Genomic DNA, 13473 nt, shown 5'->3' with positions numbered 1-13473 from the left:
GAATGATCCATAATAATATGGTTAATCAACAAATTTGTCTGACTGAATATTTAACTCAATGTCCCAATGCTTAAACTGCAATTGTTCATCATGCAGGTCAGCAACTAATAAAGGCCATTGTTTAGCATCGCCAGATACGCTTAGTTGCCATTGTTGATCATTTACAACACTGAGTTCAATGGCAGGAAGCATCTGATCACTACGACTATGGTTCAGCAAAACAGCCAGACGAAGCAATAAACAAAGATAAAGTAAATGGCTACCACCGACCTTTAAAACGTCATTTTTTGCATCTGCACGCAACTTGCGACGGTGATGTGAAACCAGATGTGACAAATGGTTTTGATCAATTTGTGAGAAACCAGGAATATCCGAATGCTGCAATAAATACGCGCCATGACGATGATAACCAGCATGACTAATCGCCAGACCAATTTCATGTAAATAAGCTGCACGACGCAGTAAGTCACTGTCTTCAGTGGTTAAATTCAGACTTTCAGCCACTCCGTCAAACAATTGCTGAGCAGTGCTGACCACACGTTCTGCCTGTTTCGGATCCGCATTGTAGCGACCCATTAAGGCTTGCACACTACGGTCACGAATATCTTCATGCTTGAAACGTCCAAGCAGGTCATACATGACGCCTTCACGTAACGCACCATCAGAATATGCCAATTTATCGATATCTAAAACTTCAAAAATGGCAAATAAAATTGCAACGCCAGCTGGCAAAACTGCTCGACGGTCTTCACGTAGACCTTCAAAATCAATTTCTGAGATATGTTTAAATTTAAGTAAACGATCTTTTAACTTATATAAGCCATCACGGGTCAGATTTTCCTGTTCATCACTTAAGCCAAGATTGACCGCAATCTGACGACAGGCTTTGATGGTTCCACTTGAACCGACAACGGTATCCCAACCCACTGATTTATAGGTATTGGCAATACCTGACATTTCTTTACGGGCTGCTACTACAGCTTTATCAAATGCTTTGCTGGTAATCTCGCCATCCGAAAAAAAAGTTTTGCTATAAGCCACACAACCCATCTGTAAAGATTCGGTATGCAGCGGCTCAAACTCTTCACCAATAATAAATTCTGTTGATCCACCACCAATATCAACGACTAGACGACGACCGCCATTGGCCATGGTATGGGAAACCCCCAAGTAAATCAGGCGTGCTTCTTCACGACCTGCAATAATTTCAATCGGTTTTGGTAAAATTTCCGCAGCTTTTTGAATAAACTCGTGACCATTTTTCGCTTGTCTTAATGCGTTGGTCGCCACAATTCTTAAACGATTCGGTTGTACCGAACTTAAACGTCCCACAAAACGGGCTAAACATGCCAGTCCACGCTGTTGTGCTGCTTCTGTTAAATTCTTATTTTCATCAAGCCCAGCTGCTAACTGTACCTTTTCTGACATTGAAGCGACTTTCTTAACCTCACCGTGATCAACACGTGCAATTGCAAGATGGAAACTGTTCGATCCCATATCAATCGCAGCAAGTAACTCTTCATCAATCAGAAAATCAGACATTATTCATATAAACCCATGCTCAATTCACGCATTAGAGTAATTCACATGCTTACAATTTTAAAGTCATTTTAATCAATAAAAGTTACCTATTTCTGCTTTTAATGCATAAATCATTGTAGAAGTCGATGATCAACATCGTGAGCATCCATTAGACTTTTCATTTTCAAACTTGAATAATCGGAACAAACCCTTACATTGAGTAAAGTAGCAATGTAATATTCATCGTGATGATGAACTAATTCGCACTTTATTTCTTAAATTTGGAGCAACCTTATGTCTGCGACTATTGTTAATACAACTGATGAAAACTTCCAAGCAGATGTTTTAGATGCTGAAACGCCTGTACTTGTTGACTTCTGGGCTGGCTGGTGTGCACCATGTAAAGCAATTGCACCTGTACTTGAAGAACTTTCAAACGAATACGCAGGTAAAGTTAAAATCGTTAAAGTTGACGTTACTTCATGCGAAGACACTGCTGTGAAATACAACATCCGTAATATTCCAGCATTATTGATGTTTAAAGATGGTGAAGTTGTTGCTCAACAAGTTGGTGCAGCGCCACGTTCAAAACTTGCAGCATTTATTGACCAAAACATCTAATACGACTGTTGAATTGTCAGTGCTAGAAATACGCTATTAAATGAATAGTGTATTTCTAGTTAAAAATTGACAAATCCCCTGATTTCATCTATATTTCTGGATCAAGAAGCTTTGAATGGAATCTACTTCATTGCGCTTCTTACAAGACACAAAACATAAGATCGCCGCTCGGCAATAAACAATTGTTTTCACATTTCTCTCTGAAACAATGAACCAGACTACTGAATTGTGGTTGTGTAAATACAATTACATCAGCATGTATGTATGCGGTCGATTTTTATTCTTTCCCTAACGTAGTCCTCCACTTATTCCATTCTGTCTGACCACTTATGAACTTAACTGAACTCAAGAAAAAACCCATTGGCGAACTCATTAAAATTGCGGAGTTTATGGGCCTTGAAGGCATGGCACGTAACCGTAAACAAGATATTATTTTTGCCATTTTAAAGCGCCATGCCATGAATGGCGAAGAAATCTTTGGTGATGGTGTTCTCGAAATTCTTTCTGATGGTTTTGGCTTCCTACGCTCTGCGGCTGGTTCATATTTAGCTGGACCAGATGACATCTATGTCAGTCCATCACAGATTCGCCGTTTTAACTTACGTACGGGTGACACCATTACAGGTACAATTCGTCCACCTAAAGAAGGTGAGCGTTATTTTGCCCTATTAAAAGTTAACCAAATTAACTACGACACCCCTGAAAACTCACGTAATAAAATTTTATTTGAAAACTTAACTCCACTCTTCCCGACAGAACAGCTGATTATGGAACTCGGGAATGGTACAACTGAAGATTTAACAGCACGTGTTGTTGATCTTGTTGCACCGATTGGTAAAGGTCAACGTTCAATCATTGTTGCACCGCCGAAAGCGGGTAAAACAATGTTATTGCAAAATATCGCGCAATCCATTGTCCGCAACAACCCTGAAGTGTTCCTGATCGTCCTTCTTATTGACGAACGTCCAGAAGAAGTAACCGAGATGGAACGTACTGTTCGTGGTGAAGTTGTTGCATCAACATTCGATGAAGCACCTGCCCGCCATGTTCAAGTGGCTGAAATGGTCATTGAAAAAGCCAAACGTCTTGTTGAACACAAAAAAGATGTTGTGATTCTGCTGGATTCGATTACCCGTCTTGCGCGTGCTTACAACACTGTTATTCCTTCATCAGGTAAAGTATTGACAGGTGGTGTGGATGCGCATGCTTTAGAACGTCCAAAACGTTTCTTCGGTGCAGCACGTAACATTGAAGAAGGTGGTTCACTCACCATTATCTCAACTGCTTTGATTGAAACAGGCAGTAAGATGGATGACGTGATCTACGAAGAATTCAAAGGTACAGGTAACCAAGAGATTACTCTTGATCGTCGTATCGCTGAGAAACGTGTATTCCCGGCAATGAATATCAAGAAATCGGGTACTCGCCGCGAAGAACGCCTCATGAGCGAAGAAAATCTACGTAAAGTCTGGATTCTTCGTAAGCTTCTTCATCCAATGGATGAGCTTGCGGCAATGGAATTCTTATTGGATCGTATGAAAGAAACCAAGACTAACGATGATTTCTTTGATCAAATGAAAAGAAAAGCCTCAACCTAAAGTCGGATAAAAAAAGCTACCTTAATGGTAGCTTTTTTTATTTGGTTGACATACTTACATAATATTTACATTTTTTTAAAAAAGTTACCAAAAACACTATTTCATTGATTTATTTATATATTTATAAAATAACTTATTTAATTTCCGCAACTTACCGATTTAGATTTTATAATCTATAGTTATTTTCTATCAAAAAACAGCCGAATTTTGCCCATTTTTGTCGTTTTGTTGGACAGAACAGTAGTAATTCACGAATTGCTTTGATACGATAGCGTCAGACCAGTTAGGCTGCTCCCTGCGTTGTTACCTAAAGCGTTTAGGAATAATAAAAGCACAAACAGACTAACTTAAGGTTTTTTTTAATCTCACAATTTTATGAGAGTGATGCCATGTTATTCAAAAAATTCGCTGTTGTTGCTGCTATTGCTACTACTTTAGCTTTCGTTGGTTGCTCTAAGAAAGAAGAAGCGCCAGCTGCTGACGCTAAAGCTGCTGCTTCTGAAGCTGTAGTTGCTGCTTCTGAAGCTACTACTGCTGCTTCTGCTGCTACTGCTGCCGCTGCTGCTGCTCCAGTTGCTGCTGCTTCTGAAGTTGCTGCTCCAGCTTCTGCTCCAGCTGCACCAGCTTCTGCCGCTAAATAATCTAGTTTTTAGATTATCGAAAAAAGAGAACCTTACGGTTCTCTTTTTTTTATGCCCTAATTATTTAGAATTCAATCAAAATAAAATATAAAAAAGCAGATCAATCGATCTGCTCATTTCCAACACGCTGTCTAAATTTCTGACCCGCTCGGAACGTTACCACGCGACGGGCAGAGATTGGAATCTCTTCACCAGTCTTAGGATTACGTCCTGGACGTTCACGTTTGTCACGCAACTCAAAATTACCGAACCCAGAAAGTTTGACTTGCTCACCCGCAATCAGTGCTTGGCTGATTTCGTCAAAAAACAACTCGACCATTTGTTTTGCTTCGCGGCGATTTAAGCTAGTAAGCTCACTTAAATGGTCCGCCATATCTGCTTTTGTTAATGCTGTCATGAGGCCCTCAATGTCGCTTGGTAAGTGTCTTCCAACACTTGAATAATGTTATCCATACCAGATTTAATTTCAGCATCTTCAAGCGTACGAGTTGGATGTTGCCATAACACTGCAAAAGCGAGAGAGCGTTTGCCTTGTTCAACTCCTTGCCCCGTATACACATCGAACAACCATGTCGAGTCTAGTAACTCTCCACCAGTTTGCTCAATTAACCGCTGAATATCTCTTACCTCAATATTATCAGAGATTAAAAGCGCAATATCACGTCTAACTGATGGAAAACGTGATAATTCTGTAAAATTAGATACATAAGATTGCAAAACAGCCTGCTGATCCAGCTCTGCGACCCAAGTTGTGCCCAAATCTAGTTCATTTTCCAAAGATGGATGTAAACGACCGAGATAACCAATCGACTGTCCATCTAACAAAATTTCCGCAGATTGACCTGGATGTAACCATGCACGCTCGGTACGGACAAATTCAACCCCAATACGACCTGCTGCCAGAATCTCTTCAACCTCACCTTTAAAGTCAAAGAAATCCATAGCCTGAGGTTTTGCATGCCAAGATTCAGGTGTACGTGAACCGACAGCAATCAATGCCAGGGTTGGGATCTGTTTAAGGTCATGAATACTTTGTGCATTCTGATAATCAAAACGTAAACCGAGTTCAAAGAAACGTACACGTTGCTGTTGACGGTTTAAGTTGTACTGTACGCAAGGAATCAAGCTTGATAACAAGGTACTACGCATCGCAGCCAAGTCACTTGAAATTGGATTCGCCAACATCAATGGCTGTACTGCTGGATTCAACTGCTTTTCAAGTTTTGCATCAGCAAAGCTAAAGCTGATGGCTTCTTGATAACCTAATGTTGCAATCGTTTGACGTAATTGTGCAACCTCAAAGCGGTCTTGATATTTTTCTAATTTCACATCAATTTTTGGCAAACTGATTTGAATATTGTCATAACCGTCGATACGTACAACTTCTTCAATCAAATCTTGATAAATCGCCATATCATAACGATACGAAGGAGGAACAACACTCCACTCGCCTTCAGCGATTGCGGTAACCATACAACCAAGGCGTGTTAATGCATCAGCAATAAAATCACTCGCTACTTGATATCCAAGTAACTGATCAACTTGCGCCTGTTTCAATACAATCGCTTCACGTTTTGGCAATAAAGTCGTTTGTTCAGCCACTGTGATTGGGCCAAACTCACCACCAGCAAATGCTTGAATCAATTCAGAAGCACGATGCATTGCGATCATTGGCAATTCAAAATCGACACCACGTTCATAACGTTGAGATGAATCCGTATGTAAACCAAAACGACGCGCACGACCAGCAATGGCTAAAGGCGCAAAGAATGCACTTTCAAGGAAAATATCTTGCGTATCATCGGTAACAGATGATGCCAAACCGCCCATGATACCTGCAATGGCTAATGCTTTTTGATCATCAGCAATTACCATCATGTCATCTTGTAACTCAACTTCCTGATCATTAAGCAACACTAATTTTTCTTTAGGTTGCGCTTGACGGACGTGAATTGAACCTTCGATTTTCGCCAAATCAAAAGCATGCATAGGTTGACCTAACTCAAGTAATACATAGTTAGTAATATCAACCAGAATGCTATGGGTACGGATACCTGAACGTGCTAATGCTTGCTCCATCCAGTCTGGTGTTGCTGCTTTAACATTTACATTTTTAACAATACGACCCAAGTAGCGTGGCGTACCTTCAGTCGTGATGGTCACTGCTTTTTCATCAGCGATGGTTGCAGGAACAGACTGAATCTCAGGCTCATTCATCGTTAACTGATTGATCACTGCAATTTCACGTGCAATACCACGGATACTGAAACAGTCACCGCGGTTTGGCGTAATACTGATATCAATCACGTTGTCATCAAGTTTTAAATATTCACGGATATTGATCCCAACTGGCGCATCAGCGGGTAATTCCAATAAACCGTCAATCTTGTCTTCTAAATCAATTTCAGAAGCACCGCATAACATGCCATGTGATTCAACACCACGCAGTTTGCCTTTTTTAATTTTAAAATCACCAGGCAATACCGCACCTACGGTTGCAACAGGCGCTTTCATACCAACACGTACATTTGGTGCACCACAAACGATTTGTAATGGCTCACCCGAACCAATATTCACCGTGGTCACACGTAAACGATCCGCATCTGGGTGCTGTTCAACGGTGAGTACTTCACCCACAACCACACCGGTAAATGGTTTCGCCACAGGCGCCAAATCATCAACTTCCAAACCGAGCATGGTTAATTGATCAGACAATGTATCGCTATCAATGGCTGGGTTCACCCACGTGCGTAACCAATTTTCACTAATTTTCATTTGTATAAACCTTATCTAATCCTGAAAAAATGCTTAGGCAAACTGGCGTAAGAAACGCACATCATTTTGATAGAACATACGCAAATCATTGATGCCATAACGCAACATTGCAAAACGCTCTACCCCTAAACCAAAAGCAAAGCCTTTGTATTTATCAGGATCAATACCTGCAGCACGAAGTACATTTGGATGCACCATGCCACAACCTAAAACCTCTAACCAACGACCGCGTTCATCCATGATATCCACTTCGGCACTTGGCTCTGTGAATGGGAAGTAAGACGGACGGAAACGTACTTTCAAATCTTTTTCAAAGAATTCATTGAGCAAGTTAATCAATAACCCTTTTAACTCGGCAAAGCTGGTGTTCTCCGCCACATATAAACCTTCGATCTGATGGAACATCGGTGAATGCGTTTGATCCGAGTCACAACGATAAACACGGCCTGGGCACACAATACGAATCGGTGGCTGGCTGGTTTCCATAGTACGGATTTGGACACCCGAAGTATGCGTACGCAATAAATGTGTCGCATCAAAATAGAAGGTATCGTGCATGGCACGCGCCGGGTGATGTCCCGGAATATTTAAGGCTTCGAAGTTGTGATAGTCATCTTCAACCTCAGGACCATGCGCAACCTGAAATCCCGCCTTGGTAAAAAATTGGCAAATACGTTCTTGTACTTGAGTAACAGGATGAATACTTCCCATGCGCTGACCGCGACCTGGCAAAGTAATATCAATGGTTTCACTTGCCAGTTTCTTCGCAAGTTCAGCTTGTTGTAATGACTGTTGACGCTCGGTCAAAGCTGCATTGATTGCTTCACGAACAGCATGGATGGCAGCACCTTGTACTTTTCGTTCTTCAGGATCCATTTTTCCAAGTGCTTTCGACTGCTCTGCAAGCTGGCTTTTTTTCCCTGTAAATTGCACACGTACTTGATCGAGTGCAGCAAGGTCTTGAGCCGCTGCAATGGCAGCAAGCGCTTCAGTGGTCAGGGCTTCCAGTGACATAGTAACTCTCAAAGCAACAAAATATAGAAATATAAGAAAACGCTATAGTTTATCAGCTTTTTACCTATTTTATGAAGCAAAACCAAGCTTTAAATCATCTAGTTTTTCTGCATAAACTTGGGAGTAAAACAATAGAAGAATGAAAGAGATCCATTAATTTTTTGAAAAAAATGATCAATAATTGAATAAAATGGATAAGATACCGATATCGTCAATGAGAAATAACAACGATGGCGCTTGATCAAATCTGGAAACAGCAGCTTAGCCTTGTCACCTATGGCAATGAATACCTTGCAGGGAATCTTAATTTTAGTCGCTGGATCGACCATCCAGTTTTTGATCAGAATCGTCTAATCTTCAGAGATTTACTTTCGCAGCACCTACTGGCTCAGCACTTCCAGATCTGGCTTGAAGGTTTAAAAAAACAAGGCGTCAAAAAGCTGAGTCTACATTTGTCCAGCGTACTCAATGATGAGCAGAATCCGAATGCCAATGTTGAACTGCTTCCCTTTGCACATTTTATCGTAAGCCATCAAGCCAACAAAAAAACAGCCTGGATCTGTGGACATGAGCTTGCCGAATGGGACAATAGTGATAGTGAGTTTCAAGCCCCTACTTCTCAGCAATCAGCACTACGTCAGGAAGATCTTTGGCGTTACGAGTTAAATGATAAATTCGCCAAGAAAATCGATGCCGATCTAAAAAAAGTGAATTGGAATGAAGTTGCTATTTTTCTGGAAAGAGAACTGTTTGACAGCAAATATGCGGACAACTTTATAGAACCTGAACAGCAGGATTTTCCTTTCTATGGTTATGAAGTCGATCCAGAAGACCTCTCCAGTCAGCAACAGGCCTTGATCCCAACCGACTATCCAGCTGACTGTGCACACCGCTTATTACATCGCACCCAAGCATTAGTGAATTATTTAGAACAGCAAAAGAAGCATCCTTACACAGCTACCGGCGAATTACTCAGTCCTGAGGAGCAGATTAACCTACGTAACTTTTTGCAAAAAGCGGATGACCTATTTGCCAAGCTGATCGTGAAAACCGCCAATCATTACCAAACGGCGCAACTAACGGCAGAAGAACCAGAAATCGTTGATCGAACCATGGAAGTTCCACAACAACACAACCCAACCCAACAGCACCACAAAGTTGGCGCTTCAGGCGTGATTAAATTAATTCTCCTCACCATTATCATCTGTGTTTGTGCATATTATTTTGGTTTATAACAACGGGCTAAATAAAAAACCTAGATCACGTCATCTAGGTTTTCTGTTTAATCTAAAAAGTCGGCCTGATTTTGATAATGATTTTATGACCACCATCATGCTGATTGACAATGTGATGGATATTTTCAATTTCACCCTCCACTTCCGCATCGGGGCCATAAAAGATCCGAATGGTTTCGCCCTTTCTTGGCAAGATACTTAATTCTGTTTCAATCGCGCCTTGTTCTAAACCTTCTACACTCACTCGCATATTTTTATCCCAATCTTGTTTTCTTTACTGTAAAAAGATTCAGGAAGAAAAGTCTATTGCAACATGTTTGGGTTATGTAATCTCTAATTAAATCAAAAGATTGGTTTATTCATCATAATCCAGTTCATCTTCATCCACATTGATAAAATCTGGTTCTGGCGTTTGTGCAAATTGCACAGCAAGAATATCACCATGTCCCAATAAACTTGCTTTGGCAACACGATGCATACCATCCATTACCCGACCTTCCGCACACAAAATAATGGGATAACTCAGATCAGCAGCTTCAACCAATTGAAAATGTTCAATGATTTGCTGTGTCGTCGGAGATAGATTTGGAAACCAATAAGCTTCGTTGAGTTCTCGAATATCAGCAAGTTCCACTTTCTTAATCACAAAAGTTTTGGTTAGCTCAACCAGATGATGTACATCCCAGATATGAGTATCTTGACCCACTTGTCTAAAGTGATATTGTCTGCGCACGTTTTAATCCATAGATAATTTCAGCTATGATTATCAACTTAACTTCTCATCAATAATAGTATTTATAAAACCATGACCGAGAATTACTGGAAGTTTATATTAGGTTTACAACATAATGCTCAGCAGTTTTTTAAAGGCCTCATTTCTTATCATGCTGTTCGTCACCATTGGAGCATTCGTAATCACGATATTTTTATGGTGAGAGATTTAGATGATTACTCACTTATTTATGACTCTATTGATGCTTTAATATTTGATCTATTCCATCAAGGTGCCTACGATTGTTCACTTTATCCTTTTGCTCTACTTTTTCCTGAATTTGAAAAAATTCAATCTAAATTTTTATTTGAAATAAATAATTATCCAGTATTAGTCTTCAATCTAAGACATACCAATATCGCATTAATAAAAATAGAAAGAGAGATTGTAAAAGATATCCAACCTATAGGCGATCCTAGAGAGTTTTGGGGCACTCTATCCACCCAAGACGAGTGGAACTATATGTTGTTTACTCTTATTCCTCTAAATTTAGAACAAAACAAAAAAATTAGAATATTTAATAACGATCTGAATTGGGAAAATTTCTATAAAGAAACTCAAGAGCTTATTCGTTCTGCACCTTATCAATTTTATGGAACCTATGATATTTCATTCACAAACAACTTACATCTTTACCCCCACGAAGAAGAAGGATGTACTTTTCCATTGCTAGAGAATCCCTCTTCACAAAATAATCTTGCATTCACCCTGCTTCAACAGTTCGAAACTTTAAAAATTCATCTTCGAGGTTTAAAACATCCACGTAATGAAATGTCTAAATATCACAACTTTGATTTGGAAGAAATTAATAAATTTAATCTCTATGAGGAATCAATTGGTCAACAGTTTGTCCAACTTATTTGCCATACTGCTAATAGTTATCAAGCATCTTATATCTCGGTAAAAACTCAAAATGAGTTAGAAAAAGAAATAATATTAAGTAAAAAAGAATCTGGTTTGCAAGATTCATCAGTTATCGAAAATACCACTTCGCCAGAACCTGAAACTATTTCTGGTTGGCGAGCACTAACCACTCTACTTATCGTCTTAGCAATACTCCTAATAATATTATATGGTCTATTTTTATTGGTTCAGAAATATGAATTTGCTAAGTTTTTATTAATTATTACCACAATCTTGTCTGTACTTATAATTATAGGAAGGAAATAAAAAAGACCGCTAAAAAGCGGCCTTCTTTGAATCTCTAAGCTTATGCAGCTAATGCGCCTTTAGCTTTCTCAGCTAAAGCAGCAAATGCAATTGCATCATGCATAGCGATGTCAGCTAATACGCGACGGTCGATGATCACTTGAGCTTTTTTCAAGCCATCGATCATACGGCTGTATGATAAACCGTTTTGACGAGCACCAGCATTGATACGCGCAATCCATAAAGCACGGAATTGACGTTTCTTTTGACGGCGGTCACGGTATGCGTATTGACCAGCTTTGATTACCGCTTGGAACGCTACGCGATAAACGCGTGAACGAGCACCATAGTAACCTTTAGCGCGAGCAAGAATTTTTTTGTGACGACGATGAGCCACTACACCACGTTTTACACGAGCCATTTATAATCTCCTTAGATGTATGGGCACATAGCACGAACTGATGCAACGTCACTTACGTGAACCATTACACAACCGCGCAATTGACGGATACGCTTAGCAGATTTTTTGGTCAAAATGTGGCGCTTGAATGCTTGTTTGCGCTTGAAACCGTTTGCAGTCGCTTTAAAGCGTTTAGCTGCACCACGGCGAGTTTTTAACTTAGCCATAGTAACCTCTTTTGGGCACCTGTTCGGCACGTTTGCACTATTGCAAATCGACCTGCAGGTAAGGAAGGCAGTATGATATAGCATCTATCGCTAAAACAAAAGTAAAATGCTCATTTTTTGATAGAAATAGACGTGTTTTCCCCAAACGTTATTTTCCATAATTAATTCTCAAATTATGAGAAACATACACAAAATCAGCGCCTATAATAGAGTCAAATTCTTAAATACCCATCCATATGAATATACAGAATGATGCTTTTGCTGCCTTGCGGTATCGGGATTTCTCTATCGTGACTGTTAATCAGTTCTGCTTAACACTGGCAATCCTGATTCAGGAAATTATCGTTGCCTATTCACTGTATCAAATTACCCGTGATCCACTCACACTCGGCTTTATTGGACTGGCAGAGGCGATACCTTTTATTACCTTGTCTTTATGGGGCGGTTATTTTGCAGATAAGCTGAATAAACAAAGCATCATGAAAGTCTGTTTATTCTTTTCTATTCCATTACCTTTAGTGCTTTGGGGATTATTCCATTTACATGGTTTAGAAAAAATTGGCATAACAACCCTCTCTTGGGGCATTTATGCGGTCATTTTTGCCTTAGGTACGATTCGAGGCTTTTACAATCCTTCCGCAACATCGCTCAAGCCTTTTTTGATTCCTCGAGAACTATATGCCAATGGCGCAACATGGACCACGATTGGCTGGCAAAGTGGTGTCATCATTGGCCCCATGCTCGGTGGTTTTATGCTGGCATTTTTGGGGCGTGAAACCAGTCTCTTTGCAGTATCTGCATTACTGGCCGTTTGCTTCGTTTTGATTAACTGTCTAGAGAAGCGAACTTTTCCGAAAATGGAAACCGAAAATGTACTGCAAAGCCTGACCGATGGCTTCCGCTTTATCTGGAAAACCAAGATTGTGTTATGGGCGATTTCACTCGATCTGGTTTCTGTACTGTTTGGCGGTGTAATTGCACTATTGCCGATTTTTGCCGAGGAAATCTTAAAAGTCGGCCCCGAAGGCTTAGGTTATCTACGTGCTGCCCCTTCTATTGGTGCCTTGATCACCATGATTGTCCTGACCAAGTTCCCACCAATGCATCATGCTTGGCGTAATATGCTGTTGGCTGTGGCAGGTTTTGGTATTTTCACTATTCTGTTCGCCTTCTCAAACCATATGTGGCTTTCCCTGTTTGCCCTCGCAATGACAGGTGCCTGTGACAGTGTTTCGGTTGTCGTCCGTCAAACTGTGCTGCAAATTTTCCCACCTGAAAATATGCGTGGCCGAGTGGCTGCGGTAAATGGAATGTTCGTGTCTTCAAGTAATGAATTGGGCGCATTTGAATCAGGTCTGGCAGCCAAATATCTCGGAACTATCACAGCCACCATTTTCGGAGGTTGTATGACCCTTGCCGTAGTGAGTTATTGCTGGTTTAAAACCAGTGACTTATTCAAGGTCGATATTACCAAAGGTTCAGATCAATAGACCAGAGAGGAAGAATTTGTCCTTCCTCTT

The 13473-nt window shown here is 40.4% G+C and carries 14 protein-coding genes; 6 read left to right on the top strand and 8 right to left on the bottom strand.

Going from position 1 to position 13473, the window contains the following annotated elements; all coding sequences use genetic code 11:
* Positions 1 to 21 precede the first annotated feature (21 nt).
* Positions 22 to 1542: an exopolyphosphatase gene (gene ppx, locus IEV36_RS17205; protein WP_004774727.1), complete on the bottom strand. Its 1521-nt coding sequence runs from the start codon at positions 1540 to 1542 to the stop codon at positions 22 to 24.
* Positions 1543 to 1815: 273 nt separating this feature from the next.
* Between ppx and trxA the strand changes: the two genes are divergently transcribed.
* The 3 genes from trxA to IEV36_RS17190 all read left to right on the top strand — a co-directional run bounded on the left by trxA (position 1816) and on the right by IEV36_RS17190 (position 4381).
* Positions 1816 to 2142: a thioredoxin gene (gene trxA / locus IEV36_RS17200; RefSeq protein WP_004774726.1), complete on the top strand. Its 327-nt coding sequence runs from the start codon at positions 1816 to 1818 to the stop codon at positions 2140 to 2142.
* A gap of 329 nt (positions 2143 to 2471) precedes the next feature.
* On the top strand, positions 2472 to 3740 hold the full coding sequence (gene rho / locus IEV36_RS17195) for a transcription termination factor Rho (protein WP_004664227.1): 1269 nt from the start codon (positions 2472 to 2474) through the stop codon (positions 3738 to 3740).
* A gap of 389 nt (positions 3741 to 4129) precedes the next feature.
* Positions 4130 to 4381 carry a hypothetical protein gene (locus IEV36_RS17190; protein ID WP_005255070.1) on the top strand — a complete coding sequence of 84 codons (252 nt, stop codon included), beginning with the start codon at positions 4130 to 4132 and terminating at the stop codon, positions 4379 to 4381.
* A gap of 100 nt (positions 4382 to 4481) precedes the next feature.
* Here the strand turns inward: IEV36_RS17190 and IEV36_RS17185 are convergent, their stop codons facing one another.
* The 3 genes from IEV36_RS17185 to pheS are packed head-to-tail and all read right to left on the bottom strand — an operon-like array spanning position 4482 to position 8170.
* Positions 4482 to 4778 carry an integration host factor subunit alpha gene (locus tag IEV36_RS17185; protein ID WP_000126166.1) on the bottom strand — a complete coding sequence of 99 codons (297 nt, stop codon included), beginning with the start codon at positions 4776 to 4778 and terminating at the stop codon, positions 4482 to 4484.
* Positions 4775 to 7156: a phenylalanine--tRNA ligase subunit beta gene (gene pheT / locus IEV36_RS17180; RefSeq protein WP_005255072.1), complete on the bottom strand. Its 2382-nt coding sequence runs from the start codon at positions 7154 to 7156 to the stop codon at positions 4775 to 4777. Before pheT ends, IEV36_RS17185 begins: the two co-directional genes overlap by 4 nt.
* A gap of 33 nt (positions 7157 to 7189) precedes the next feature.
* A complete protein-coding gene (pheS, locus tag IEV36_RS17175; protein WP_005255074.1) occupies positions 7190 to 8170 on the bottom strand; it encodes a phenylalanine--tRNA ligase subunit alpha in 981 nt (326 codons plus the stop codon).
* 230 nt (positions 8171 to 8400) lie between these two features.
* Here pheS and IEV36_RS17170 point away from each other — a divergent pair, with 230 nt between their 5' ends.
* Positions 8401 to 9405 carry a hypothetical protein gene (locus IEV36_RS17170; protein ID WP_005255076.1) on the top strand — a complete coding sequence of 335 codons (1005 nt, stop codon included), beginning with the start codon at positions 8401 to 8403 and terminating at the stop codon, positions 9403 to 9405.
* A 52-nt stretch (positions 9406 to 9457) separates the two neighbouring features.
* Here the strand turns inward: IEV36_RS17170 and IEV36_RS17165 are convergent, their stop codons facing one another.
* Together IEV36_RS17165 and IEV36_RS17160 are read right to left on the bottom strand one after the other, a co-directional pair.
* Complete coding sequence (locus IEV36_RS17165; protein ID WP_004774718.1) at positions 9458 to 9655, bottom strand: hypothetical protein; 198 nt, start codon at positions 9653 to 9655, stop codon at positions 9458 to 9460.
* 105 nt (positions 9656 to 9760) lie between these two features.
* Positions 9761 to 10138 carry a hypothetical protein gene (locus IEV36_RS17160; protein ID WP_005255078.1) on the bottom strand — a complete coding sequence of 126 codons (378 nt, stop codon included), beginning with the start codon at positions 10136 to 10138 and terminating at the stop codon, positions 9761 to 9763.
* Between the two features lie 72 nt (positions 10139 to 10210).
* Between IEV36_RS17160 and IEV36_RS17155 the strand changes: the two genes are divergently transcribed.
* Complete coding sequence (locus tag IEV36_RS17155) at positions 10211 to 11347, top strand: hypothetical protein (protein ID WP_005255081.1); 1137 nt, start codon at positions 10211 to 10213, stop codon at positions 11345 to 11347.
* Between the two features lie 40 nt (positions 11348 to 11387).
* On the opposite strand, the gene rplT is transcribed toward IEV36_RS17155, so the two are convergent.
* Together rplT and rpmI are read right to left on the bottom strand one after the other, a co-directional pair.
* Positions 11388 to 11747: a 50S ribosomal protein L20 gene (gene rplT / locus IEV36_RS17150; protein WP_004655655.1), complete on the bottom strand. Its 360-nt coding sequence runs from the start codon at positions 11745 to 11747 to the stop codon at positions 11388 to 11390.
* 11 nt (positions 11748 to 11758) lie between these two features.
* Positions 11759 to 11953 carry a 50S ribosomal protein L35 gene (gene rpmI, locus IEV36_RS17145; protein ID WP_004637967.1) on the bottom strand — a complete coding sequence of 65 codons (195 nt, stop codon included), beginning with the start codon at positions 11951 to 11953 and terminating at the stop codon, positions 11759 to 11761.
* A 236-nt stretch (positions 11954 to 12189) separates the two neighbouring features.
* Between rpmI and IEV36_RS17140 the strand changes: the two genes are divergently transcribed.
* Positions 12190 to 13443, top strand: a complete 1254-nt coding sequence (locus IEV36_RS17140; RefSeq protein ID WP_005255083.1) for an MFS transporter — start codon at positions 12190 to 12192, stop codon at positions 13441 to 13443.
* The last annotated feature ends 30 nt before the right edge of the window (positions 13444 to 13473 follow it).

The sequence above is a fragment of the Acinetobacter vivianii genome (assembly GCF_014635885.1).
Taxonomy (GTDB): domain Bacteria; phylum Pseudomonadota; class Gammaproteobacteria; order Pseudomonadales; family Moraxellaceae; genus Acinetobacter; species Acinetobacter vivianii.
This window is presented reverse-complemented; position numbering and strand designations above follow the sequence as displayed.